General features: G+C 34.6%; 26 protein-coding genes, 1 tRNA gene and 1 pseudogene. 15 read left to right on the top strand and 13 right to left on the bottom strand.

The genetic code is table 11. From position 1 onward, the window contains the following. Positions 1-26 precede the first annotated feature (26 nt). The 9 genes from X925_RS04790 to X925_RS04755 form a co-directional block, all read right to left on the bottom strand. A complete protein-coding gene (locus X925_RS04790) occupies positions 27-1061 on the bottom strand; it encodes an NAD-dependent epimerase (protein WP_103876963.1) in 1035 nt (344 codons plus the stop codon). Between the two features lie 227 nt (positions 1062-1288). Then, the gene (locus X925_RS04785; RefSeq protein WP_103876962.1) at positions 1289-2278 is read right to left on the bottom strand and encodes an NAD-dependent epimerase/dehydratase family protein; all 990 of its coding nucleotides are present in this window, start codon (positions 2276-2278) and stop codon (positions 1289-1291) included. A 44-nt stretch (positions 2279-2322) separates the two neighbouring features. Then, positions 2323-3423, bottom strand: coding sequence for a glycosyltransferase family 4 protein (locus tag X925_RS04780; RefSeq protein WP_103876961.1), 1101 nt, complete (start codon positions 3421-3423; stop codon positions 2323-2325). Then, entirely contained in the window at positions 3423-4706 is a 1284-nt protein-coding gene (locus X925_RS04775) for an exopolysaccharide biosynthesis polyprenyl glycosylphosphotransferase (protein ID WP_121959286.1), read from the bottom strand. Before X925_RS04775 ends, X925_RS04780 begins: the two co-directional genes overlap by 1 nt. Positions 4707-4794: 88 nt before the next feature. Further along, on the bottom strand, positions 4795-5445 hold the full coding sequence (locus X925_RS04770) for a CpsB/CapC family capsule biosynthesis tyrosine phosphatase (RefSeq protein ID WP_121959285.1): 651 nt from the start codon (positions 5443-5445) through the stop codon (positions 4795-4797). Between the two features lie 447 nt (positions 5446-5892). Continuing rightward, positions 5893-6039: a hypothetical protein gene (locus tag X925_RS10310; protein ID WP_158245421.1), complete on the bottom strand. Its 147-nt coding sequence runs from the start codon at positions 6037-6039 to the stop codon at positions 5893-5895. A 331-nt stretch (positions 6040-6370) separates the two neighbouring features. Continuing rightward, positions 6371-6580: a DUF2922 domain-containing protein gene (locus X925_RS04765; protein ID WP_012209090.1), complete on the bottom strand. Its 210-nt coding sequence runs from the start codon at positions 6578-6580 to the stop codon at positions 6371-6373. Positions 6581-6597: 17 nt separating this feature from the next. Then, on the bottom strand, positions 6598-6798 hold the full coding sequence (locus tag X925_RS04760) for a hypothetical protein (RefSeq protein ID WP_121959284.1): 201 nt from the start codon (positions 6796-6798) through the stop codon (positions 6598-6600). Between the two features lie 90 nt (positions 6799-6888). Then, complete coding sequence (locus X925_RS04755) at positions 6889-7095, bottom strand: hypothetical protein (RefSeq protein WP_103066948.1); 207 nt, start codon at positions 7093-7095, stop codon at positions 6889-6891. A 1805-nt stretch (positions 7096-8900) separates the two neighbouring features. On the opposite strand from X925_RS04755, the gene X925_RS04750 reads away from it, so the two are divergent. The 6 genes from X925_RS04750 (at position 8901) to X925_RS04730 (ending at position 17796) form a co-directional block, all read left to right on the top strand. Next, positions 8901-10202: an HD domain-containing protein gene (locus X925_RS04750; protein ID WP_199171487.1), complete on the top strand. Its 1302-nt coding sequence runs from the start codon at positions 8901-8903 to the stop codon at positions 10200-10202. Then, on the top strand, positions 10189-10752 hold the full coding sequence (locus X925_RS04745; RefSeq protein ID WP_146026686.1) for a type II toxin-antitoxin system antitoxin SocA domain-containing protein: 564 nt from the start codon (positions 10189-10191) through the stop codon (positions 10750-10752). The genes X925_RS04750 and X925_RS04745 overlap by 14 nt, the downstream gene beginning before the upstream one ends. A gap of 982 nt (positions 10753-11734) precedes the next feature. Next, the gene (locus tag X925_RS10305; protein WP_158245420.1) at positions 11735-12238 is read left to right on the top strand and encodes a hypothetical protein; all 504 of its coding nucleotides are present in this window, start codon (positions 11735-11737) and stop codon (positions 12236-12238) included. After that, positions 12222-12914, top strand: coding sequence for an ATP-binding protein (locus tag X925_RS04740; RefSeq protein WP_158245419.1), 693 nt, complete (start codon positions 12222-12224; stop codon positions 12912-12914). The genes X925_RS10305 and X925_RS04740 overlap by 17 nt, the downstream gene beginning before the upstream one ends. Beyond that, on the top strand, positions 12898-16338 hold the full coding sequence (locus X925_RS04735; RefSeq protein ID WP_121959280.1) for an N-6 DNA methylase: 3441 nt from the start codon (positions 12898-12900) through the stop codon (positions 16336-16338). Before X925_RS04740 ends, X925_RS04735 begins: the two co-directional genes overlap by 17 nt. 174 nt (positions 16339-16512) lie before the next feature. Continuing rightward, positions 16513-17796 (top strand): alkaline phosphatase, encoded by a 1284-nt coding sequence (locus X925_RS04730; protein ID WP_233187737.1) that lies wholly within the window; start codon positions 16513-16515, stop codon positions 17794-17796. Positions 17797-17829: 33 nt separating this feature from the next. Here X925_RS04730 and X925_RS10300 read toward each other — a convergent pair whose 3' ends face one another. After that, positions 17830-18000, bottom strand: coding sequence for a hypothetical protein (locus X925_RS10300; protein WP_158245418.1), 171 nt, complete (start codon positions 17998-18000; stop codon positions 17830-17832). Between the two features lie 125 nt (positions 18001-18125). On the opposite strand from X925_RS10300, the gene X925_RS04725 reads away from it, so the two are divergent. Further along, a tRNA-Ile gene (locus X925_RS04725) sits at positions 18126-18202 on the top strand. A gap of 306 nt (positions 18203-18508) precedes the next feature. Next, entirely contained in the window at positions 18509-19096 is a 588-nt protein-coding gene (locus X925_RS04720) for a hypothetical protein (protein ID WP_103064889.1), read from the top strand. Positions 19097-19238: 142 nt separating this feature from the next. Here X925_RS04720 and X925_RS04715 read toward each other — a convergent pair whose 3' ends face one another. Both X925_RS04715 and X925_RS04710 read right to left on the bottom strand, forming a co-directional pair. Further along, positions 19239-19442: a hypothetical protein gene (locus tag X925_RS04715; RefSeq protein WP_121959279.1), complete on the bottom strand. Its 204-nt coding sequence runs from the start codon at positions 19440-19442 to the stop codon at positions 19239-19241. A gap of 2 nt (positions 19443-19444) precedes the next feature. Further along, the gene (locus X925_RS04710) at positions 19445-20713 is read right to left on the bottom strand and encodes an AAA family ATPase (protein WP_121959278.1); all 1269 of its coding nucleotides are present in this window, start codon (positions 20711-20713) and stop codon (positions 19445-19447) included. 383 nt (positions 20714-21096) lie between these two features. Between X925_RS04710 and X925_RS04705 the strand changes: the two genes are divergently transcribed. From X925_RS04705 to X925_RS04680, 7 genes are all read left to right on the top strand, one after another. After that, positions 21097-22083, top strand: coding sequence for an Rpn family recombination-promoting nuclease/putative transposase (locus X925_RS04705; RefSeq protein WP_121515577.1), 987 nt, complete (start codon positions 21097-21099; stop codon positions 22081-22083). A gap of 311 nt (positions 22084-22394) precedes the next feature. Then, complete coding sequence (locus X925_RS10365) at positions 22395-22841, top strand: hypothetical protein (protein WP_199171485.1); 447 nt, start codon at positions 22395-22397, stop codon at positions 22839-22841. 100 nt (positions 22842-22941) lie between these two features. Then, the gene (locus tag X925_RS10360; RefSeq protein ID WP_199171483.1) at positions 22942-23163 is read left to right on the top strand and encodes a hypothetical protein; all 222 of its coding nucleotides are present in this window, start codon (positions 22942-22944) and stop codon (positions 23161-23163) included. A 162-nt stretch (positions 23164-23325) separates the two neighbouring features. Continuing rightward, positions 23326-24018, top strand: a complete 693-nt coding sequence (locus X925_RS04695; protein ID WP_158245417.1) for a tetratricopeptide repeat protein — start codon at positions 23326-23328, stop codon at positions 24016-24018. A 150-nt stretch (positions 24019-24168) separates the two neighbouring features. Beyond that, entirely contained in the window at positions 24169-24429 is a 261-nt protein-coding gene (locus X925_RS04690; protein WP_199171481.1) for a TrmO family methyltransferase, read from the top strand. Positions 24430-24510: 81 nt separating this feature from the next. After that, the gene (locus tag X925_RS04685; protein WP_233187736.1) at positions 24511-24738 is read left to right on the top strand and encodes a UPF0175 family protein; all 228 of its coding nucleotides are present in this window, start codon (positions 24511-24513) and stop codon (positions 24736-24738) included. 152 nt (positions 24739-24890) lie between these two features. Then, positions 24891-25724, top strand: a complete 834-nt coding sequence (locus tag X925_RS04680; protein ID WP_121959276.1) for a DUF4351 domain-containing protein — start codon at positions 24891-24893, stop codon at positions 25722-25724. 112 nt (positions 25725-25836) lie between these two features. Here the strand turns inward: X925_RS04680 and X925_RS10295 are convergent. After that, positions 25837-26065: pseudogene (locus X925_RS10295) on the bottom strand (transcriptional regulator); the annotation flags it as partial.

Below are 26065 nucleotides of genomic sequence, written 5' to 3'. Positions count from 1 at the left end.
ATAAGAATTTAATTCAATTTTTAAACTTAATAATACTCCTTATACCACTCAACAAATCGTTCAATTCCTTCATTTAAACTGGTACTTGGTTTAAATCCAAAATCTTTTACTAAATCATCTATCTCGGCGTAGGTTTCTGGTACGTCTCCATCTTGCATAGGTAAGAATTCTTTTTTTGCTTTTTTACCTAATTTATCTTCTAATGTTTCAATGAATTTCATCAATTCTACAGGGTTATTGTTCCCAATGTTGTATACTTTGTAAGGAGCGCTACTTGTTCCGGGATCTGGGTTTCTTTTATCCCAATTAGGATTTGGTTGCGGTGGGTTGTTTAATACCCTTACTACCCCTTCAATTATATCGTCAATGTATGTAAAATCTCTTTTCATTTTACCATAATTGAATACTTTTATTGGTTTGTCATTAAGAATAGCTTCAGTGAATAAGAATAATGCCATATCGGGTCTTCCCCACGGGCCATAAACAGTAAAAAATCTCAAGCCTGTTGTTGGTAGTCCATATAAATGACTGTAAGTGTGTGCCATCAATTCGTTAGACTTTTTAGTTGCTGCATACAAGCTTAAGGGATGGTCTACATTATCATGAACCGAAAAAGGCATTTTTATATTCAATCCGTAGACTGAACTCGATGAAGCATAAACTAAATGTTCTATTTTGTAATGCCTACACATTTCTAATATATTTAGAAAACCAACTACGTTGGATTGAATGTAAACATCAGGATTTTGAATAGAGTATCTTACCCCAGCCTGAGCCGCTAGATTAACGACGATATCTATCTTACTTTCTTTGAATATATTTTCTAATTTTTCTTTATCTTTTAAATCGACATATTTAAATTTGAATTTTTCTTGTTGATTTAAAATGTTTAACCGATCCTTTTTTAGGTTTACATCATAATAATCGTTTAAGTTGTCCAATCCAATTACACTGCATCCTTCGTTTAATAATCTTTTAGAGAGATGAAATCCTATAAAGCCAGCTGCACCTGTTACTAAATATGTTTTTGTGTTATCTAGTTTTTTGTAGTTAGATATCAATTTTTGACCTCCTGGGGATTTTTTCAATACTTTATGTAAAAACTCTTTAGCTCCCCTTCGCCCCGCAGCCCGCCCGTTAAAGGAAAAAACCTGCAATCGCTCAGCCGGCTGGTGGAAAGGCTTCGCCCTGTAACCCTTTTACAATCAGAATCTTATTTTTTAAAATCATTTTATTTTCAAAGTCTCTAATCTTTTCTAAGTAATAACTTTATGAATAGTCTATAGTTTTAATAGACCTTCTGAGTTTGTAAAAAATCTGTTAGATTTGCTTTCAAATCAGATACTTTTTCGAGGTTTACATCTTGATAGATCAATTCATTATGCGCTTTTGTTATTATGCTTTCGTTTTTACTTCCGCTGATATTTTTTACTATTGACTTTTTACCTAAGATTTCTTCCAAGATTTGAAGCACTTCGGTTATTTTAGTAGCTTTTCCACTTCCCACATCATATACTTTGAAGCCCCTTTCAGGAATTGATAGTAGTATTCTAAATAATATTTCGCTCACGTCTTTTACGTAAATAAAGTCACGCCACATTTCCCCATTGTTAAAAAGTTCAATAGATATTTCATTTTTTATGCTTTCTATACATTTATATATAAACCCATCTGGTCTTCCTAAGGGGCCGTAAACGGAGAATAATCTTGATATTGTTATTGGAAGTTTTTTTGATTTGGCATATGTTTCTGCGATTATTTCTGCAGATAACTTGGTAGCTCCATACAACGATATAGGTTTCAATTCACTCATATCTTTATTTTCTTCCATATTTCCATAAACTGAACTAGAGGAAGTGAATAAAAAATGCTTAACATTATATCTATTCGCAATTTCCAAAATATTAGTAGTGCCTTCGACATTATTTTTTATATATTCTAGGGGATTAGAAAATGAATTTCTTGCTCCTGATCTTGCTGCCATATGAACTACATAATCTAGGTTATTTTTAGAAAAGAGATCTTCTACTAGCTCTTTATCACATATATCTCCTCTTACAAATCCAAGATTGTGATACATTTTACTTTTTTGCTCTTTTCCATATTTGATTTCTGAAGTATCAATTCCTAAAAGAGACAATCTTTTTAATTTTAGTTCGATATCGTAATAATCATCCAAATTGTCTAAAATTATAGTTGAAAAGTTATTGTCTAAAATCTTTTTAGAAAGGTGATATCCAACGAATCCAGCTCCACCTGTTACAAGAACATTTGACATTAAATCACCTTCTTAATGAATTAAGATACTTGATATCTCACGCACTAATTTAGTATCTTTCTAAGTGTTTCAAGGTATGCTTTTATCACAATGTTTCTGTCGAAGTTTTCTTCAACTTTTTGTCTTCCAGCTGTCCCGAGCTTCTCCCTTTCGGAAGGAGATAACTTTAAAAACTGTTCTATTTTTTCTATTAGTTTTTGTGTGTTTTTTGGTTCAAACAAATACCCATTTGCGCCATCTTCAACTATTTCTCTGCATCCTGGGATATTAGTTGCAATAAGAGGCTTCCCCATAGCCGCTCCTTCTAATAGAACATTTGACATTCCTTCATGGTAAGTAGGGTTTATAATGCAATCTACTTCTTTAATTTGATCTCTTACGTCTTCAGAGATTCCTAAATACTTTATTTTTGAGTTGTTAAGGTTTAAAATTACTTCTTTATACTTTTCCTCTTCAAATGGGCCTAAGATTTGAAATTCTACGTTTGAATATTTATTAGAAATGTATTTTGCAGCTTCTAAGTACTCTTCTATGCCTTTTTCTTTCATAATTCGACCTATGAAAAGGAATCTTGTTATCCCATCATCTTTTGATTTTTTCGTAGGCTTAAACTTTTCTAAATTAACACCTGAACCTGGTAGAATTTTGGATTTAGCTTTTTCTGCAATTTTATTGTCTATAAAATATCTATAATTATCTTCATTTTGAAAAAAAATGAAAGAAGCATTTTTACAAGCGTATTTGTACATATTTGTTACCAAATGTTTAATACTATTATTATTAAAACCAGATCCTAACCCTGTTATGTTGAGAATAATAGGTATCTTGTATTTTTTAGCTACGTAAGTTCCATATATATTTGGTTTTATTGTATAGGTCAATATTATATCGGGTTTTATTTGTTTAATTATTTTTTTATATTCTTTTATTAAATCAAGTTCTTTAAAAATGTTAGTAGATCTTGCTTCATATTTTACATATTTAAATTCACACCCTATATTTTTAAAATATTCGATTTTTTCAGTTTTTTTATAAGGTATTGAAATGATAACACTATAATCTTTTATAAATCTTTCAATAAGTTCTTTCCTTAAAGAAAACACCCAATCTATATGATTAGCTAGAATTAATATTTTCTTTGACACTACACCGCTCCCCTTTTCCAAAATACCGCTTCTATGGTTTTGAACACGATATTCACATCAAGAAATATGTCTCTGTTTTTTACGTAGTATAGGTCATAGCTGAGTTTTGTTTTCACTTCTTCTAAATTAGATGAGTATTTGTACATGATCTGTGCCCAGCCTGTTAGGCCTGGCTTTAGTTTGTGCCTCGCCCAATAAAAAGGGATCAGTTCGTTGTATTCTTCTACGAATTTTATTTGTTCAGGCCTTGGACCTACAAAAGACATATCGCCTTTTAGTATATCATAGAACTGTAGTATCTCATCAAGCCTTATTGGTCGAATTATTTTACCTGTTTTTAGTATTCTGTCTTGTTCATCAGTTGCGAATTTAGCGTTACTGTTTTCTGTGTTATTTTTCATGCTTCTGAATTTATGCATTGTGAATTTTTCGTTGTTGAGGCCTATTCTTTCTTGTTTATATATCACTGGTTTGCCATCTTCAATGCGTATTATTAGAGACAATATTAGTATTACTGGGGAGAGTATTACTAAGGCGATGGCTGATATTAGTATATCAAGAAATCTTTTTGAAGGGTATTCTTCTACTTTTTGAAAGACCACCTCATAATATTCTTTGAATTTTTGAGCTACTTCTATTGGTATACGTTTTAGGTGTTCTTCTACCATGTTCGGCAAGTATTGAATCTCTAAGCCTTCTGCTTTGTAGTTTTGTATCTGTGGCTTTACTTTTTCTTCTAATTCTGGGTCTGTTATTACTATGCCGTGTATTGTTTGCGTTAATGCTTTTTGTGTGTTTTGTTTTATTATTTCATCGAGAGTTACTGGGTTTGGGTTTATGTATTGTGTGAATTTTATTTTGTTGAGCGTTTTTTCTGAGATTTCTTGCATTATGTTGCCTATTTCTTCTTTTCTACCTATTACGAGGTAATTTTTTACAGGCATGTGTTTTTCGTAGATATTGTATTCTATTTTATGTATTATTGGCAAGAGGGTTATTGTGTACAATAGGTTGGTGAGGAAAAAGTATCTGTTGAAGTACTTACTTAGGAAGAAGTAGATAATTAGTATAACGATGAAACTCACAAGAGTTCCAACAGTGGTTTTTATTAAAGATTCTGTGTAACTTTTCATTGTTTCTGTGTCGTATGTTCTGAAGGAGTATATCCCGAGGTATATTATTAGAGATGAGATTATTGAAATGCTTATTGGTAGGCTCAATAAGAATGCGTTCATAATGAATATGAGCGCTATGTCTAATAAGTGAACCGCTGCTTTTCGCAATTTCGAGTCAAGCCCCCTGTTAGGTTTTTCAGGATTTATTATAACATTATCTTAACGATTAAATATTAAACAAATATTAAAAATTGTTTTATTCTGGTACATTGCTTATGTTCAAGATGTCAAAAGCCTTTTCAGTTATGTAAGAGTATTTTTTGAACAAGTTTAGGTTGAATTCTTTTTCGTTGTTGCTGGCTTTGTTGTTCGTTGCCAGAAAATCGATCCAATTTCTTTTAATATAGTATTTCGCCGCTTTTGAGTTTAAGCCGTTAAAGCTCAAACAGAAATGAACGTTTATTTCTCTTAATCTGTGAAGGACTTCTTTCATTTCGAAAAGCCAGCCGTATTTTTCAACTTGTAGTAGTACGATATCGTATCCATCCAACTGTAATTGAAAGATTGAGTCGAGGAGAAATAATGGAAATTTTTGTGTGGGTAGGGTTATAAACACAAAGTGATCGTTGAATGGGATGAATTCGGTATATTGTGGAGTGAGGTATAATTCGGAGGCTAAATAGGTTTTTACACCGGTGTTGTATTCTATTGTCTTTTTAAGTTCTGCGTATTTTTCTTTTATTTTTGTTATGTCTGTTTTTATGGTTGGATGGTTTATGTGTAGTGTGAAGATAACATGAGTTATATCATGTTGTTTGTAATTGTTTAATTCTCTTAACGTTTCTTCAAGAGTTTGTGATCCATTATCAACATTGGGTAAAAGATGGGTGTTAATGTCGATATACATAGGGAGCACCTCCCCTGAGATATTCTCATGGAATTAAGAAACGCTGAAATTATAACACAATTTTTTATAAAAACAAAATTTTTATTATAATTTCATTACATTTTCATTGAGGATGATGCTGTTTTATCTAACGCCCACGTGGAAGAGGGACCTACGGTCCCTTAAACTAGCAGGGGGAGGGCTCCGCCCTGTGACCCTTTTTAAAAGCAGATTTTTACTTTTGTGAATTAATTTTTGTGATTTTTTATGTAGGCTGTGCTTAGTTTTTGTTAGCGCCCTTCCCCCGCTGCCCACCCATGAGGAAAAGTATCTTTGTTAGCGCCCTTCCCCCGCTCCCCACCCATGTGGAAAAGTATCTTTGTTAGCGCCCCTTCGCCCCGCAGCCCACCCACAAGGAAGAAAATCTTTATTTCTTCATTCTGCTGCCCGCACATTTGGAAGAGAAATTTATTCGTAGTGTGCTAGGTCTTCTTCGACAATCATTACTTCTTCTAAGTTTCTTAGGTAAAAGGGGTACTCTTTTGGTACGTAGGGCATTTTTGCTTTTCTTTTTCCAATGTCGCTTTTAATTTTTAGTAATACGAATTTTTTCATGTATCCTGTGAAATTTCCTTTGAGATTGAAGTTGTCTATCGCACATAGGAAGAGGTAAGTTAAACTTCCAAAGCTGTCTTCAAAGTCTATGCCGCAACTTTTGGTGAGTTTGTTTGCTTCGTTGACAAGGAAGCCTTTGTATTTGATGAATAGGGTTTCTTTTGATTTTTTGTCGCCTTTTTTGGAGAGTGTTACTAATTCGTTGTCTGTTAGTTTGTTGTAGTTTGGATGTTTTATGGTGGTTTCCCCCTTTTTTACAAGTATATTATACGTGCGTATACTAATATATCAAAAAAACTCATGCCCCGTCAAGAGGCATGAGTGCCTTTCTTTATTGAATGAGGTTAAATACTTCATTTGTCGTTGTTTCAACGATTTCTGCTTCGTCTACTTGTGCGGTTGTTGGGACTAATACACCTATCAAGCTTTGCATTATTGGTTCTATTTCTGCTTGCGTTAGTGTTTCTAATACTCCGTCAACTGATAGGGTTTTGCTTTTCCCTTCTGCTGAGTCATAGAATTTCATTCTTAATCTTCTCATTCGCTATTTCCTCCTTTTTAGATTATTTCGTAGCTTTCGTCGAAGTAATAGACCGCGTTGGTGTTTTCACAGAGTGAGACTAATCCTTGTAAGGCGGTTTTTATGTCTGCTTCTACGTTTGTGAATAAGTCGTAGGTTTTATACTTTTTTTCTTCTTTTCCGTCTACTATGCTTATCCAGACTATCTTTGCCTTTCTTGATTCTAAGTTCATTGCCATGTGTTACCACCTCCTGTGTGTTTTTTTCCTTAGACCCCTTCTGGGGTGTTTCCTGGTTTGCCTGCCTTGCTTCCCCGGGGAGAAATCATTTTATGCTTTTTCTGGTTTTGGAAATAGTATCGCTACTACTCCGTCGATGAGTATGGAGATTATTAGGTCCATGATCGGAGAATATTTGCCGATGGATTTTAGGAATTCTCTCACCGCGTTTAGGACGATTTCTTTTTTCTTTTTGCCGTTACCAGGTACTTCCACCATTTTTACAAGATCAGGGATTAATCCTACTATTTCTTTCATTTTCTCACCTCCACTAATAGTATCCGTAAGAATACTTAAATTGTGGTAAATAATTGTTTACTGTTTATCTATTCCCGCCCACCGCCCCTTGAGGTTAAAGGGGCTTCGCCCCTTTTGATCCCCTTTTTTAAAGCTTGGGAAGCTTGAGGGAAGTTTAGGGACTTCGTCCCTTGTGATCCCTTTTTTTCAAAGCTTAGCTATTGAGATTGCTGTCGATTTATGAAAATTATTTTTATTATCTATTCCCACCCTCCGCCCTTAGAGGATGAAGGGGCTTCGCCCCTTTTGATCCATTTTTTAAGTTTGGGAAGCTTGAGGGAAGTTTAGGGACTTCGTCCCTTTTGATCCCTAAGCATTAAGGGGTTTTGCCCCTTATGAACACTTTTTTAAAGGCTTTGACTTTAAGATTTATTATCTATTCCCACCCACCACCCTCAGAGGATAAATTTTTGATCCACCTGGGTCAAAAAATGGGACAGTTTTGGGTCAAATTTTGACCCAGGTGTGGGTCAATTTTTGGGACAGCCTATAAGGTATTTATGTTTATTAATATAAATATATAAAAATATATAATATATTTTTTTCTCATTTTGTAGGGAGAAATAAAAAGTCGGATTTTTTTTTGCAGATATTACTATTGGGAAGAAAAAATTTTTTGGGATGCTGAGGTGATTTTGTGAATGTTTTTAGTCTTTTGAACCATTTCTTCAGGGAAAATGAGAGGGAGAAGTTTTGCCTTCCGCAAGATAGAACCGTTTCAAGGTTGATGGAGATCGTTCCAAAAGAAGGTTTGATTTATTTGGGCGAAGGGTATTTTAGGGCGAAAAAGAGAAATGTCTTAGTATTTTTCCGGTTATTTTTTCTTCAGAAGACCATTATAAACAACCTTCGATGTTAAGATATTATCAATTAGTTTACTTTTTATCCTGCCATTTGGGAAAGGAGCGTTGTTTGTTTTCAACACATTAATTTAAATCTAGTCACAATGCTCATTATTTGGAGATAATAATTAGGGCGCGATACTTTTACCAAATTAAATAGTTGATATAAGTGTAAAAACTCATTTCTCTCACCAACCAAATTTGAACAAATGAAACTTGAAAATAAATATTAGTGATGAAGCAACTAAAACTGCAATATTATTATGATTTATGGTATAATGTATAAGGACAAAAGTAAATATGAACAATATTAATTTAGAATCATTATGAACAGGATGCGAGAGATGTTCTGAGGAAATGTCAACTAATTTTATGAATCAATATTTGAAAGCCTTCTTATACATTAAGCTACAAATCAGTCCTTTAATTCAAATTCAAAACAGATGTTATTTATAACGTAAAACCAGATGAAAAAATATTGAAGTTTAAGTGCAGATATTTAGAAAAATCGATACCAAAGTCTAAACCTTTTTTCAACATGTTCCTTATAAAATTTTCAAGGATTTAGAAAAAGAGATAAAAAGTAGGATTTCTACACTAAAATGATACTTCGTATATTACGAATTAATAAAAAGGGAAAATTTCAAAATCGGAAATGAAAACAAAGTTTTTATTTATATTAGTGACTAAGGTGTTATTTTTTTATAATCCTCGACTCTGTAGCCATGGCCTTGGAAGATTATGTTCTGACAGGTATCCAGATACTGCAGAAAAAGTTACAAGCAGAAATATAAAGAGGGTAGAAATGGTTTTCATTAGTTATTGCATATGCAATAGAAGAATGTGATCGCTCTTGCTTACCAAACGATGTGCAACATTTCTATATAGCGTGAAATAATTCATGTTGCAAAAGGTGGGGGTAATTTGAAAGAAAATCTATGGGAGATAAGAGATCCTATTTATGGTTTTATTGAGATTAATGAGTGGGAGAGAGACATTATAAATCATCCGGCATTCCAGAGATTGAGAAGGATACGTCAGTTAGCTTTGACGGATATGGTGTATCCAGGTGCAATGCATACACGGTTTGAACATTCATTGGGAGTTATGTATGTTGCCACTAAGATTTTTGACAATATCGTTAATGAATGTAAAGGTATACTTAAGGACGACTATGGTTACAATGAAGATGGGTTAAACAAAATGAGAACCATTATAAGATTAGCAGCACTTTTACATGATGTTGGTCACGCTCCGTTTTCGCATGCAAGCGAAAGCATAATGCCGCATAAAGACCAAGAAAAAATATATAAGCATGAAGATTACAGCGGTGCTATAATAAAAACTATATTTAAAGATGTCATAGAAAATAATAAGTTAAACAACAATTATAATATAAAGGCTGAAGAGGTAGCGGCATTTGTAGAAAAAGATTATAAAATATTGAAGAAATCATTCTTTTGGACTGATATAATAAGCGGACAGGTTGATGCAGACAGAATAGACTATCTCTTAAGAGATTCTTACCATGCGGGTGTCCAATATGGAGTGTTTGACCTCAAGAGATTATTAAAGACCATTGTGATGATCCATACGGATGAAGGATTTATTTTAGGATTTAATGAAGGCGGGTTACACGTAGCCGAATCTTTAATATTTGCTAGATACTATATGTTTACCCAGGTTTATTTCCACCATACAAGGAGGGCATATGACCATCATATTGCAAATGCCGAAAAAGAAATTTTATTAAAACTAAAATATAAGGACGGTAAGATGAAGCCGCCTGATAATGAAGAAAATATTAATGATTATTTGGATTGGGATGACTGGAAAGTTGGTTATTTGATAAAGAAAAATAGAGATTTGAATGACTGCAATATAATTTTAGATCGTAAACATGATAGATGTGTTTATCATACCAATGAGGTTCCTAATATTTGTGATTTGGAAAAATTTAATAATGCTTATGAGAAATTATCTAATGAAATAAATCAAAGCTTTGTGGATGAAGCTGAAAAATCATTTTATAATATAGGAAATGAAGATATTAAGATACTAAAAGAAAACGAAAGTGGAAAAGTTGAAATTTTGCCATTATCACAATTATCTAATGCTATTAAAAATATTCAAGCAATAAAACAAAAGAGGATATATGTGCCCTTTAATGAACAAAAGAAAGCGATTGAAATTTTACGTAAGGAGGGATTATATGATGGAGAATAAGGAGTTTGTGAGATATGCAACTATAATAGACATAATTAAAGAGATGAAAAAACGCGAATACAAAATAGGGAGGACTGCTTTAGTTAAACTAATTTATTTATTACAAGAAAATCTTAATGTACCTGTAGGATATGACTTTAGTTTATATACATATGGACCGTTTGCAAAAGAAATATTAGATGATTTGGATTATTTATCATATTTAGATGCGGTAAAAACAGAAGTGGCTGATGGAAGATATGATATATTACCTGGAGAAAATTCAGTCATAGACTATATTGATAAGGAAGCTAAACCTTTTATAGAAGAAAATAAAGAAAAAATAAGCGACATAGTGGAGAAATTCGGATCATTCCCGGCAAAATCGCTTGAATTAATTACAACCATACATTTTGTTGTAAATGACTATAAGGAAAATAATATTGATTTTATGGAAAAAGACATAGCAAGGTTAATACATGAAATCAAACCTTATTTTAGCGAAGATGAGGTATTGGAAAATATTGATAAACTTAAACAAAATGGATTAATTGATATAATAACTCAATAACTTATCTTCTTCTTTTTTACCCACAGAAAATTCTTGTACAAAAAATAAAAGATATAGGGCAATCTAGATAGACCTTATATCATTTTATATACCTTGTCTATAGAACTACGTTTAACAATTGCAACTAAAATATCATTTAGTTTAGCTTCATTATCCATTTTTTAATATTTTGTCTTTAAGATCATCAGGAAGTGGATTAGTTTGGCTTTAATAGCATTGAGTGTGTTTCCTTAAGTTTTACTTATTTTGCCTTTCTGATGCCTTCTTCCTTTATCACCTGGTCATATACTGTTTTGATTTGATGATCATCTCCTTATCTATTTTACGGTATGTTCTCTTTAGAAACTCTAAAGCCTTCTTTAAACCTTACTTCTAGAATCGAAAATTTTTAAAATACCTCCATCATTCTAAGTTACATACAATCTGCTTTAGCTTCCCTTCGCCCAGCAGCACACCAGGATGGAATCGGGTAGGAGGTAGATAATTAATTTATCTACCGTCCTCCCACACCACCGTACGTACCGTTCGGTATACGGCGGTTCAACAGGATTGATGTCTAAAACCCTTACCATCGTTCCTTCGGTGGACACCCTTGCCTTCGGCTAGTGGTTCCCGCTACCCCTGGCCCACAGCGGACTTTCACCACTTAGCTATTGCCCATGCTGGGCGCACCAAGTGGATGAAGGGGCTTTGCCCCATGTGATACTTTTTTTTTCAAAGCTTAGCTTTTGAGATTGCTGTCGATTTATGAAAATTATTTTTATTATCTACTCCCGCCCTCCGCCCCTTGATGATTTTTTTGCAGATATTACTATTGGGAAGAAAAAAATTTTTGGAATGCTGAGGTGATTTTGTGAATGTTTTTAGTCTTTTGAACCATTTTTTCAGGGAAAATGAGAGGGAGAAGGTTTCTTCTTCTGCCACAAAGCTTTATTTCTTTTTGATTTACGAGGCGAATAAGAGTTATTGGGAGGGACCTTTGATGTTTTCTGAGCGAAAGCTTTCTTCACTTCTTTCTTTTAGCAAGAATACGGTGTCTAAGTCTTTGAGTGAGCTTGAGGATAGGGGATTGATTATGATGTGCTATCCGCGAAGAGTTAACAGCCTCACGGCAAATGAGGAAGACAGCCTTACGGCATATGTGGAGGGCAAAGGGGCTTTTTCTAGTACTTTTTGGTTTCCTGAAGTGCAATTAAGGAAGACGGGCTCAAACTCCCCGAAAGGGGTTCAAGGAAAGGCAGACTCAAGCGCCCCGAAAGGGGTTCAAGAAAAGACTGGCTCACAGCAAATGAGGAAGACGGCCTCGCGACAAATGAGGGCGGAGAAAAAAGATGTTTACAATAAGGGAGTGCGGTATAATGTTCACAGAGCAGAAAGCGGCCTCACGGCAAATAAGGAAGGCAGCCTCAAACTTCCCGAAGGGGGTTCAAGGAAAGACAGCCTCACGGCAAATGAGGGAGGTAGCAAGTATGCCAAATTCTTCTGAGAGGGGTTGTTTTTGTAAGGATCCTGAAAATTGCCCGAGTCGCGGCATTTTAGATAATAAATATATGTGTTCGATTTTTATGAATTATTTGAATGGGAGTAGAAATTACAGGGATATTTCCCCAAAGATTTATCTTGATGCATCGTTTGATAATTTTCTTGCACTGAATGAGCATTTGAAGAAGGGTTTGCTAAAATGCCGTTACTTTGTTGAGGAGAAGTTGTGGGAAAAGGGCGTTGGTTTGATACTGTACGGAGGGTACGGTACGGGGAAGAGTAGGTTAGGTTTTACTGTGTTGAAAGAGGCCGCTGTTATGGGTTGTACTATTGGTGTCTTGGATATATTGAGGGATTTTGAGAATTTTGAAGGTGCCGATGCCGCTATTGAGAGAGCGTTTGAATCTGATTTGATTTTTATAGACGATCTTGGTGCCAAGAGTTATGATTGGATAGGTCAGAAGATAAGAATCGTTATAGACGAGGTGAATAGAAACCAAAAAAGCGTTATAATTTCTACGAACTTGAATCCAAAAGAGCTGGTTAATTTTTTAGATGATAGAACCGTTTCAAGGTTGATAGAGATCGTTCCAAAAGAAGGTTTGATTTATTTGGGCGAAGAGGATTTTAGGGTGAAAAAGAGAGAAGAGAAGGTGGCTTATTTTGAACAGATCCGTTAAGAAAATGGCTTTGGGGCTTAAGCGTATCCTGCAAAGAGAGGTCATAAATGAGGAAGACAGCCTCAAGCACCCCGAAAGGGGTTCAAGGAAAGACAGCCTCACGGCAGGTGAGGAGAGAGTTTTGTTGGATGTTTTTTTGAGTTTTATTATTCTAAGAGTATTACAAGCAAAGAGAAACAGCCTCAAACGCCCCGAAGGGGGTTCAAGGAAAGACAGCCTTACGGCAAATATGGAGGGAGATTTACAACTTTTTGGAAAGAGTGGTTCAGATTCGAATCTTTTAGGTGATTATCTTTCTGGGGTGCAATTTCTGAATAGAAATTTTGATTGTTGTTATTTAGTCGATGATATTAAAAGCAGAATTACTCACCAAACGATAGAAAAGATCAGAGATTTGTTTCAGAGTGTGAAAGATGAAGATTGGAAGAAAGAGGAGATTATTTCTTGGTCTTACGAGTACTTCAATGAAGCCAGCCTCAAGCGCCCCGAAGGGGGTTCAAGGAAAGACAGCCTCAAGCGCCCCGAAAGGGGTTCAAGGAAAGAAAACCTCATGGCAGGTAAGGATTTAAAGGGTAAAAATGGTGTTATTTCACAGTTTTATACACCAAAATGGATAGTGGATTATTTGGTGGAAAATACGTTGGGGAAATATTTCGCTGATGACAAGGGTTTGGACATTGAGGATGTTAAGATTATTGACCCTGCTTGTGGATGTGGGAACTTTGTTATAGGGGTTTACGATAAGTTGAGAGAGATGTATCAAAATAAAGGTTATGATGATGCTTCGATTCCAAAACTTATAATTACTAAAAATTTATACGGTATAGATATCGATGAGAACGCCGTTGAAATTACGAATTTGTTGTTGAGATTGAAGGCTTTAGAAGATGGAGCTTATGAAAAGATTGAAACAAATATAGTAGCTGTTCCCGGGAAAAACAGCCTCGCGGCACATAAGGAGAGCAGCCTCAAACGCCCCGAAGGGGGTTCAAGGAAAGACAGCCTCACGGCAAATGAGGAAGGGCAGAATGAGTATTTGAAGAAGTTTGAAAAGATTGGGAGCTTAATGAGAAGAGAGGATGTTTTAAGTTTAAGGGAAACAGCCTCACGGCAAATAAAGGAAACGGGTATAAACGATGAACGATTGAAGAAAGCTTTAGATATTCTTTCTTTGAAATACGATATTGTTTTGACTAACCCTCCTTATTTAGATTCCTCTGATTATGATTTTGAATTGAAGAGATACATAAACGAGGATTATAGTGAGTTTAAAAAAAATCTGTACGCCTGCTTTATTAAAAAGAGTTGTGAATTGGTGAAGATGGATGGATTTGTTGGTATGATTACCCCTCAAACCTTTATGTTTATTGGGAGCTATGAGAAGACAAGACGATTCATATTAGAAAACTTTCAGATAGAAAGATTGGTTCATTTTGGCCTTGGAGGGGTGTTTGATAACGCTTTAGTGGACACAGCGATGTTTGTTTTGAGGAAAAGTGAAGACAGCCTCACGGCACATAAGGAAAACAGCCTCAAGCGGCCCGAAGGGGGTTCAAGGAAAGACAGCCTCACGGCAAGTGAGGAGGAAAGTTTTGGTGAATATATAAACTTGACCTCTTTTAACGGGAAAGATTCTAAGAAACGGGCTTTATTTTCTATTTGGAAAGACAGCCTCACGGCAAGTGAGGAAAAGAAGCGAGAGGATTATCTTTCTAAGTATGTTTTCAAGGTTAATAAGAACGTTTTTACAAAGGTTCCTAGGGTTCCTTTCATTTATTGGGTGGATTCAGACGTTGTTCGTACCTTTGAAAATGAGCCGTTAGAAAAGTTCGCTGATGCACGACAGGGGATAGCTACCGGGAATAACAACAGGTTTTTGAGGTACTTTTGGGAAGTTAGAAGAGAGGATATTAAAGATGGAAAGAAATGGGTCCCATATGCCAAAGGTGGGCCTTACAATAAATGGTATGGTAATTTGTGGTGGGTTATAGCCTTCGATGAAGAGAATTATAATCTATTGTCAAAAATGGGGAACTATCTTCCAAATAGAAAGTATTATTTTAAAAAGGGTATAACTTACACGATGACAACCTCGAAAGGGGCAACTTTTAGATACCTTCCTTCTGGGTTCTTGTTCGATTGTAAGGGTAGTAGTTTGTTTTTTTCAAAAGATGAAGATATCTTTAGGTTTTTAGGCTTGCTCAATAGTAGCTTGTTTTCTTACTTGGAGAGTTTTATCGCGGGAAGCGTGGATTTGGAAGTTGGGGATTTGAAAAAACTTCCCGTTCCACAAGGTATGTTTGAGGATTCTTTTGAGACTAAGGCGTTAGAATCGCTTGTTAGATTGAACGTGGCGATTAAAAAGCAGAATACCGAGATATATCCAAACGAACTGCATTTCAACGAGGAGAGTATCGATAGTGTTTCTAAGTTTTATGGGTTTATAGAGAGGAAAAACGCCCTTGATACCTATCTGCTTCTTTCTGAAGGGTTGATAGATGTACTGGTGATGAAGTTGTACAGTTTGAAAGAAAGAAATTTTGAGGAAATTTATAAGACGGTTGGGATTCCTACGGCCTTTATTCCTTTTGCCGACGATAAAGGTATTAAGGGTTTGCCTCCATTGAAAGAACTGTTGAAAAATCAATATCTTTCTGAATTTAGTTTGAATGAAGCTCAACTTACCAAAATAGAAAATTTTATTAAAGAGGCTTATAATAATAAAATCAGGTCTTTAATTTCCATTATGCCTTTTGATGAAGGTGTAACCAACTATCATCGAAGAGAGCCATACGATAACTATGTGGAAAGAAAAGCAGAAGAAAGTTTTCAAAATCCTATTTCCGTCTACAACAGTATGAGTAACCAAGATCAGATTTTAGCAAAATTAGCTTTTGTAAGAATAGATAATGGGATCCAAAGGTATCTTTTGAATTGCGAAGATGGTTTTATCCCCTTTGGGTTTTCAGTTGAAGAAGAAAATAAACTGTTATCCTCAATATTCGAAAAAAACAGCCTCACGGCAAATAAGGAGCGTTCTGAATTAGAGAGTATTGTGAAGAAAGATTTGAGAGATTATGTCTTTAAAGATTACCTAAAACTTCATGAGAAGTTTTATAAAGATAGGCCTATCGTTTGGAAGTTGGGAAAGAGAGATTGTGGTTTTTTAGTTCATTATCATAACTTGAACGAAAAAACGAAGATCAATATCTTGAACTTTTTGAGAAATAGGATCAAAGAAACGGCCTCACGGCAAATAAGGAAGACAGCCTCAAGCGCCCCGAAGGGGGTTCAAGGAAAGACAGCCTCACGGCAAATGAGGAATGAAAAGGAAAGGTTCATGGACTTGATGAAGGTAATAGAGTCGAAGAATTTTGAATTGAACATAGATGATGGAGTTTTGAGAAATAGAGAGCTTTTTTAGTAATTCTTTATATATCTTAAAACCTCTCAAATGATTTTTGGTTATAATGACTTTGGCTCTAAGGAACCGCAGGTCCCTACCTTGAAATGGGTGGGGAGCGGGGCGAAGGGGCGCTAAAGCAGTTTGCAGAGCTTCTAAACAGAGTAACTAAAAAATCACAGGGAGGTAGAAAGTATGAAAAAGACTGTTTTGTTGGTTATGTTGGTTCTTGTGGTGTCACTGCTCACATTTGCGGGCGATGTGAAAAATGTGATATTTTTCATCGGTGATGGTATGGGCCCAAATCAGATGTTGTTATCCAGTTATTTAGAAGGTCGTGAGCTTTACATGATGCAAATGCCCTACACTGGTTACGCCATCACTTATTCTGCAGATAGCAACGTTACCGATTCTGCGGCAGCGGGAACAGCCCTTGCTTCTGGTTACAAGACTAACAGCGGGTTTATTGGCGTGCTTCCAAATGGTGAAATCGTGCCAACAATAGCGGAAGTATTGGCTGAGCAAGGCTACAAAACGGGTGTAGTTGCAACTTCAAGGATAACTCACGCCACACCGGCGGCTTATTATGGTCATACGAACGATAGAGATGCTGAACAAGTATTAGCCGAACAGTTGGTTAACAGTAACCTCACCGTTGCTTTAGGAGGGGGTTGGAGATATTTTGATCCTACACAAAGAGCCGATGGAAAAGATCTTATATCTGTTGCAAAGGAAAATGGTTTCGATTATATAACCACTAAGCAAGAGTTAATGGCTTACTCCGGAGAAAAGGTTTTAGGATTGTTCGCTTCAAGTCATATGAATAGCGTTACTGAAAGAACGCCTGCTGAACCACTTTTACCTGAGATGACAGCAAAAGCAATAGAGATTTTGTCAAAAGATGACGCTCCTTTCTTTTTGATGGTTGAAGGTTCTCAAATCGATTGGGAGGGTCACGATAACGATGCTTTTGGAGTTTGGAAAGAAACGGTTGAATTCGATGAAGCGGTGAAGGTTGCTTTAGATTTTGCAAAAGAAAATCCTGATACTTTGGTAGTTGTCACTGCTGACCACGAAACCGGGGGTTTGGGTTTATCAACGGGTGGATACACGATGGATTTGGAAATGGTTAGAAATTATCAGAAAACTACGGATTGGGTTGTAGCTAATTCTCAAAATATGGAAGAGTTAAAATCTAACGTGAAAGAGTATTATGGATTTGATTTGTTAGAAGAAGAGGTCGCTTATTTGGAAGCCGCTGGTAACAAAATAGAGGCTTTAGCAGAGATTACAAGCGCAAGAGCAAGTATTGGTTGGACAACACATGATCATACCGGTGCTTTAGTACCTGTATTTGCTTTTGGACCAGGATCTGAGAGATTTGTAGGTATTATGGATAACACAGACCTTCCTAGAAAAATAGCCAGTTTGGTGGGAGTTGAGCTTTCTTACCCTTTAGTGAATGTACCAAATAATTAAAATTAAAATTAAAGGGCTGATTAGATCAGCCCTTTATCTTTTTAATAACTTGACGACTTCGTTTTCTAAACTTTCCAAATCTATTTTTTCTTCGTTGTCTAAGAGATTGAAGACCGCTTTTAGCACTATAATTCTTGGATATTTCCCTATTAGCGTTTTAACAGGGTCATCTTGGTTTTTTAGGCTTTCTACGTTGTTGCTCATTTCACTAAATGCTCCTTTAAAATTTATTTATCCCTTCGCTAAACCATCATGATAGATGAAAATTATATTTGTTAGAAAAAGTATTGACAAATGTCATTTTAAATGCTATAATAATCAACGTGATTGGGCTCGTAGCTCAGTTGGTTAGAGCTTCCGGCTCATAACCGGGTGGTCGGTGGTTCGAATCCACCCGAGCCCACCAATAAAAGCCAAGGGTTCCTTGGCTTTTATTTTTTTATACACTTCAATTTTACTATTTTTATCGGCTTTTGTCAACTTTTTTCACAAACTTATCTTCAAAAAGAAATGATATAATTAAATTAACAAAGAAAACACTTCACTAATCTTATGGGTGGGCTGCGAGATGAAGGGGCAAAAGAATCTTTTCCTTATGGGTGAAAAACAGGGTTTAAGGGACCGCAGGTCCCTCTTCCACACGGGTGGGGAGCGGGGGAAGGGCGCTATAAAACCTATTATACTTTATTTAGAAGAAATGGGGGTGCCAAGAATGGACACATTAGAAGAGGTAGTAAAAAGGGAAAGAGAAGAAGCTAGATTGGAAGGTATGAAAGAAGGAAGAATCTTAGGAAAAATTGAAGGTGAAAAGGTAGGTATTCAAATAGGAAAACTTCGAGAAAGAAAGGAATTTGTAATTAGAATATTAAGTAAAAGATTTGGCAACCAATTAACCGAAAGGTTAAAAGATGAAATAAGAAATGCGAGTGAAAAAAGGATAAACAACATAGAAGACAACTTATTAGAAATAACGATAAAGAAGCTAGATGACATTAAAATCACAAATGTACTTGACACAGCAGAAAAAATGTTGGAAAGGGGCAAAGAAGTGGCTAAAATGGAAGGTAAAATAGAAGGTTTTAAAAAAGGAAGAATCGAAGGTGAAGAAGAAGGCATCGAAAAAGGAAAAATTGAAGAAAGAAAAGAATGTGCAATTAGATTACTAAGCAAAAGATTTGGCAACCAACTAACTGAAGAAATTAAAGATAAGATAAGAAAAGCAGACAAAAAGACAATAGATTACATAGGAGATAACTTGTTAGAAATAACCGTAGAAGAGCTAAAAGAAATATTGAAATAGTTGTAGAAGGTAGATTTTTGAGTATTTAAAAGAGATATCACTCCTCTTTTTGCTTTAGGAGGAGTGATATCTTTTTAATAATTTTATTAGCGCCCTTTCACCCCGCTGCCCGCCCCACAAGGAAAAAGGAATTGTTGCACCTTTAAACCACAGCTACAAAGATATAATCCGCATTCATTCCTTTAATGCTTTTAAGAAATTTACTAACCTTCTCTTTTTTCTGTTGTGCATATTTCCATACCTTAACTTGATCGTATTTTCCCTCAAAGAGAGGAGTTATTATTTTCTCAAAGAATCTTTTATCATCGTCCCCTTCGACGAGAATGTATAACCTTTCATAGGCCATGATTATGCCTCCAGAAGATCTTGTACGTAAAGTTCTTCGATTCCTATCTCATTTTTTAAGAATGTTTTTACCTCTTTTTTCTCAACAGGTCTGGAAATGTTGGAAAAGCCTTCTTTATCTCGAGAGATAAGTAGAATGCTTTCTAAATCTGTATGCCTTACCATCTCCGGGTTGTGGGTGGTAACAATAATTTGCTTCTTCTGTGACGCCTCTTTCAACATCTCTACAACACCGGAAATAAGGGATGGGTGTATATTTCTCTCAGGTTCTTCAATTATAGTTAACAATTTTTTTTCAAAATATAAGGCGATAATCAGGGCTGTAATATTTATTGTTCCGTCAGAAATCAATGGAGCAGGCAAGTATTGCTTTTGAGCATATACTTCCTCCAATTTAAAAAGTAAAGATTTATCCGCAAACTTTTCTATATCCAGTTTATTTACAAAAGGCAAAAGGTCTCTCACTAAATTAGAGAGTTTCCTTTCCTTTTCTTTGTCTTCTAAAATGTTTTTGAGAACGATGGCTAAATTCTCTCCGTTTTCTTCCAATTCCATCTTTCCCGTAATGGGTACTGCCTTTTTAGGTAACTTAGGGTCAAAATCGTATATTGAAATACTACCGAAAATTGCCTCTGATGGAGGAAGTATGAATGGGAATAAAGGAAGTTCGATGAGAAGCTTTTTAGGCGGCAATTTTTTCTCTCTTAATCTTAATAAGAAACGTGAGAATGTATCATCCTTGGCTATCGACAACCCATCGGGTAATCTTGTGTCGATTTTAAGTTCACCTTTAACGTTGGAAAGGATGATTTCGCCTTCCCCAAGTTCTTCTTTTTCCTTTTTCCTTCGGTTTTGCCTTTCCAATCTAACGAATTTACCTTTCCGTGTTAAGTTGTCCTCAGTAATTTTAAATCCAGACCCAGTCTCATTAAATTTGATAGTAAACTTATAAATCGTTTCATATATTTTCATCTCTGATGACCCTTTTTCTTCCAGTCTGATGAGTTCCCTAGACCTTTGATCAGAAACGACTTCTAATGAAAAATCCTCAGACGAACCGATACTTATATTTCTGAGATATTCACTGCCCCCTTGCATAGAAATTGCATTATCCAAACCATGCTTTACTATATCCCTTAAGAACTCAAAGATCCGTATAAAATTAGATTTTCCGGAAGCATTAGCACCAATTAAAACATTAAACTTTCCTAATTCTACTTCTAGATCTTTGAAACTCTTGAAATTTCTTACTCTTATTCTTTTGATGGCCATGTCTTAACCTCCTCTACCTAATCATATTATATCAGAATTTCTCTTATTTTTTTCAAACTTTATGGGCACGGGTAAAGCCTTCTCACCCGCTAGGTTAGGGACCGCAAGTCCCTTCCATAAAAGGGAAGGCAGCGGAGCGAAAGGGTAAAGATCCCACTTCCTTTTGGATGGGGAGAGAGGAAAGGGCGCTATAAAGACCCTTTCCTAATGAGGGCGGAGTGGGGCAAGAGCACTAACAAAGATCCTTTTCCTTATGGGTGGGCAGCGGGGGAAGGGCGCTAAAACTCATTATATTTGAGTTATATGATAGGATAACAAACCTTCAAAAAGATATGGTATAATTAAGTTGTACAACCAAAAAATAAACCAAAAAGGAGAAGCTTATGTCTAATCCGATAAAAGATTCCATATTCAAAGAATTATTTGAAGACAGAACCGTATTCTATGACTTCCTAAAAGCCTTTCTACCAAAAGAGATCACAAAACAAATAAAAGAAACAGATTTAAAACGTGAACAAACTGAACTAATAGGCAAAGACTTCTCCATAAAAAGATCAGACATACTATATAAGATAGAAAAAGGAAACGGTCAAGATGTATACATATACCTATTGTTAGAACATCAAAGTAAAGTTGACCAACTCATGGCATTCAGGATGTTGGCATACAAGGTAAGGATATGGGAACAATATGTAAAAAGTCACAAAAAAGAATCAGAGCAAAAAGGATTCAAACTACCAGTCATAATAGGGATAGTCTTTTACGATGGAAAAGCGAAATGGACTTCACCAATGGACGTAAAAGAGAAGATAACAGAGATAAAAAACATGGAAGAATACTTAATAAAAGCAAATTATGAACTAATAAATTTAAGCAATATAAAAGAAGAAACGATAATAAATATGAAGAACGCACTAGGGGTAATCTTATTAACGGACAAACCAAACGTAAAGATAAAAAAAATGGAAGAGTTGCTAAAGATGATAAATGAAGATATAATATCGAAGTTGCCAGAAGAAGAAAAAGAAAAGTTTGATAAACACAGAAACGCATTCTTAGAATTGCTTAGAAAGAGGACAGATTACGAAGAGATAGAAGAAAGGTTCGAAGAGCTAAAAGAAATGGAGGTGCCAAAAATGTTTAACACATTAGAGGAGATAGCAAAAAGAGACAGAGAAAAAGCTAAAGTGGAAGGAAAAATTGAAGGAGAAAAAGAATTAATCATAGAAATTCTAAACCAAAGATTTGGAGAAGATTTCGATAAAAGTTTAGAAGAAAAGATCAGAAATGCAAATGAAGAAACTATAAACCAAATAAAGAAAAATATTCTTAGTATAACCATAGAAGAACTAAAAGAAATATTGAAGTAGTTGTAGAAGGTAGATTTTTGAGTATTTTTAAGTGAATTGTGGTAGTGATAGATATCACTCCTCTTTTATGAGAAGTGATATCTCTTTTAATAATTTTATTTGCACCCCTTTGCCCTCGGACCGAGAATCAGGTGAAGTTTCTTTTATCCTCTTTTTTAAAAAGTTCAAAATATTACTCTTGGTTTTTTCGTTCAAGTTATGATAATGAACTAAAGAAACACTTCGCATCTATTATATGATAAAATATACTGCAAACATAAGTGCAAATGTTAAAATAAATAAATGAAAAAGGGGTATAAGGAGGAAAAACAATGCTCGAAATACATGAATTATTAAATATTTTCTCTGATTTAAAGCCTAAAAATAAAGAAGTTTTGTATAATTTCTTAGTAAATCCAAAAACATATGAAGACAAAGAAGAAATTGAAGAGTTTATACAGATATTAAAAGAAATGAAAGATGACTTGTTGTATTATGATGAAGAATTTGACAACATTAAAGAAAAAGAACAAAAATTATATTTCACACAAAAAGATTTAGCAACAATGACAGGACAATCAATAAGAAATATCCAAAGAATTATCAAAGAAAACAATATAAACCCAATTAATCCTGGAAGAAAACCATTATATTATGACCTAAAAGAATTCAATAACTATTATTTTATACAAAAAAAACTAACACCAACTTTAAAAAATAAAGAAATCAATACAATAAGAGTATTTGGAGATAAAAAAGAAGTAAAAAGAGAAGTTTAAAAAACACAGAAACGCATTCATAGAACTGTTCGGAAAGAGGACAGATTACGAAGAGATAGAAGAAAGGTACGAAGAGCTAAAAGAAATGGAGGTGCCAAAAATGTTTAACACATTAGAAGAAATAGCAAAAAGAGACAGAGAAAAAGCTAGATCAGAAGGCGCAAAAGAATTAATCATAGAAATTCTAAACCAAAGGTTTGGAGAAGATTTTGATAAAAAATTAGAAGAAAAGATCAGAAAAGCAAACGAAGAAACCATAAACCAAATAAAGAAAAATATTTTAAGTATAACCATAGAAGAACTAAAAGAAATATTGAAGTAGTTGTAAGTAGACAAAACTCTATCTGATCTTTTGGATGAGTAAGATGGTTAGGCTCAAATCCCCCTTCCTTAGATGGGCGGGGAGCGGGGCAAAGAAGCGCTAAAACAAGTTTTAGAGTTTCTAATGACAGTAAGTAATACATATTTTGCAAGGAGGATCTTTATGACTGACCATACAAAAGATAATTTGGAAAAGATCAAGAAACACCTTCAAGAAGTTCTAGAATTAGACCAGAATATAGATTACAATCAGGAAGAAGCCGAGAAACACCTTCGAGAATTTCTAGAATTAGACCAAGATGCAGACTATTGTAAAGAAGATGCAATGATTTTGGACAATATTGGTTTGATTTATTCAGAGATGGGTGACTTGGAGGAGGCTATGAAATACCATCAGAAAGCTCTAAAAATTTTTAGAGAGCTAGATCACAGAGAGGGAGAAGCAATTACTTTGAACAATATTGGTTTGATTTACCAAACAAAAGGAGATTTGGAGAATGCTCTGAAATATCATGAGGAAGCTCTAAAAATAGACCAAGAAGAAGGAGACAAAGAGGGAGAAGCAGATGATTTGGGCAATATTGCGCTAATCTTTAAAGCTAAAGGTGATTTGAAAAATGCCCTGAAATACCTCCAAGAATCTTTAAAAATTTTTAGAGAGATAGATCACAAAGAGGGAGAAGAAATTGCTTTGAGCAATATTGGATTTATTTACCAAGAAAAAGGAGATTTGGAGAATGCACTGAAATACCTTAAGGACGCTCTTAATATTATTGATAAATATAAATTTGTAGATGGACGTGATGTCATTCAGAACGAAATCAACTCAATAACTAATGAGTTAGAAGAAAATTGAAAAAGAGCAAAAATATATGAACCAAGGTGGCACCGAAAGTAGGGGGAAAGGGGCGCTAATAAAAATACTTTTCCCCATATGGGTGTCCAGCAGGGGAAGGGAGCTATAAAGCTCATTATACTTGATTTAGAAGAAATGGGGGTGCCAAGAATGTTTGAGGAAGTAGGAAAGTTAGCAAAAAGTATGATGGAAATTAGATACAATCCCTTTGGTTTATCGGTTGTTAGGTTAATAAAAGTAGAAAAGAATATACTGGAGATTCAAAATGTAGAAATAATTGATGGTACCCCTGTTTTGGATATAAAACCCTACGTACCTGAATTCACCACTAATGAGGGAGTTAAAATAGGATGGCTTGAGAAAAATGTTCACAAACTGCAACAATTGAAAGACGACGGTAGATTCAGTTAAGGAAAGTTTTTTGAGTTATAATATCTGTATATAAGTATATTCTTATGGGTGGGGAGCGAAATATTGTATGAGGAGCTTTTTATGAAAACTATATCTATTAATCTACCAGATTTTATTGATTTAAATGAAAAAGAAATTAAATTACTAATTGCTACAAAATTATATGAAGAAGGCAAGTTATCCTTAGGAGAAGCTTCACAACTAGCAGAACTTTCCAAGAGAGCTTTTATTGAAATATTGGGTCGTTTCGATATCTCGCTATTTAATTACAACGCTGAAGAATTAAGAAATGATGTAAAAAATGCCTAATTACATATCTGATACAAGTTGTCTAATTGTTTTAGTGTGAGAAATAAGAGGTATAATTTGGAATGAATGTATTTATGTTTAAGATCTAAAGCGATTTTCAAAAACATATAATACAATTTAAATAGTTCAACAAACTATCGAGGGGGAAAATAATGAAAGACACCAACAGAACGGGTGACATTCACAAAGACGAACCCGCTGAATATCATGAACTCAACTTTCCAAAGATAATTTCAGTAAAACCAATAGACATACCAGTAATCAACGTATCAAACCAAAACCCGGATTTTGTATTTGAACTAGAAGACAACTCACTGTTACACTTAGAATTTCAAACTACATGGAAAAAAGCAGACTTACTAAGATTTGCACAATACGATATAGCGTTATACCAAAAAGAAAGAAGAAGGATAAACACGGTGGTAATGTACTCAGGAAAATACGAAAGTGCAGAAAGTGAATTGGACATGGGTTCAAATAAATACAAAGTACAACAAATATTCATGATAAAGTACGATGGAATAAAAAGGTATGAAGAGATAAAAGAAAAGATAGAAAAAGAAGAAGAACTAACGGATAAAGATCTAATGGATTTAGTATTCTTGCCCTTGATGAGAAACGAAAAAAGTGAAGAAGAAGTGACAAAAGATGTCTTTGAGTTAGCGATCAAAATACCAGATGAAGACAAAAAAGAAGCGGTAATAGGATCGTTATTAGGGTTCTCTGATAATTATGTAAGGGATGAATACATAAACGAACTGAAAGAGGTGATACGAATGACAAAGATCGGAACTTCATTATTTGAAGAAGGCGTTGAAGAAGGAGAAAAAGAATTGACAATTAAAATATTAAACAAAAGATTTGGTAGACGATTAACCGAAGAAATAAAAGATAGGATAAGAGAAGCAGACAAAAAGACAATAGATTATATAGGAGATAACTTGTTAGAGATAACTATAGAAGAACTAAAAGAAATATTGAAGTAGTTGTAGAAAGGTAATTCTATACCAATCTCAAGAATTCGAGATATAATGTGGTTCTAAAACAACTGTTTGATTCCTGATATGTTTTTTTCATTCTCCATTAGTCAAATATTGGTCATTTATTAGTCAATTTAGTCAATTGGTAGGCAACTCCCTTGCCTGCTTTTCCAATCCTTGCAAATACCCCCTTCTTCACAATTTCTGCGAGATCAATAGTTGCCATTTGCCTAGATACATTAGTAATTTCCTGATATTCCTTATTCGTAATCTTTCCCTTTTCTTTTACATACTTTACAGCTTTTATTTGCCTTTCATTTAACCCCATTTTTCTTAAATTATCTTCT

It is taken from the genome of Petrotoga sp. 9T1HF07.CasAA.8.2 (genome assembly GCF_002895585.1).
GTDB lineage: Bacteria > Thermotogota > Thermotogae > Petrotogales > Petrotogaceae > Petrotoga > Petrotoga mobilis.
This window is presented reverse-complemented; position numbering and strand designations above follow the sequence as displayed.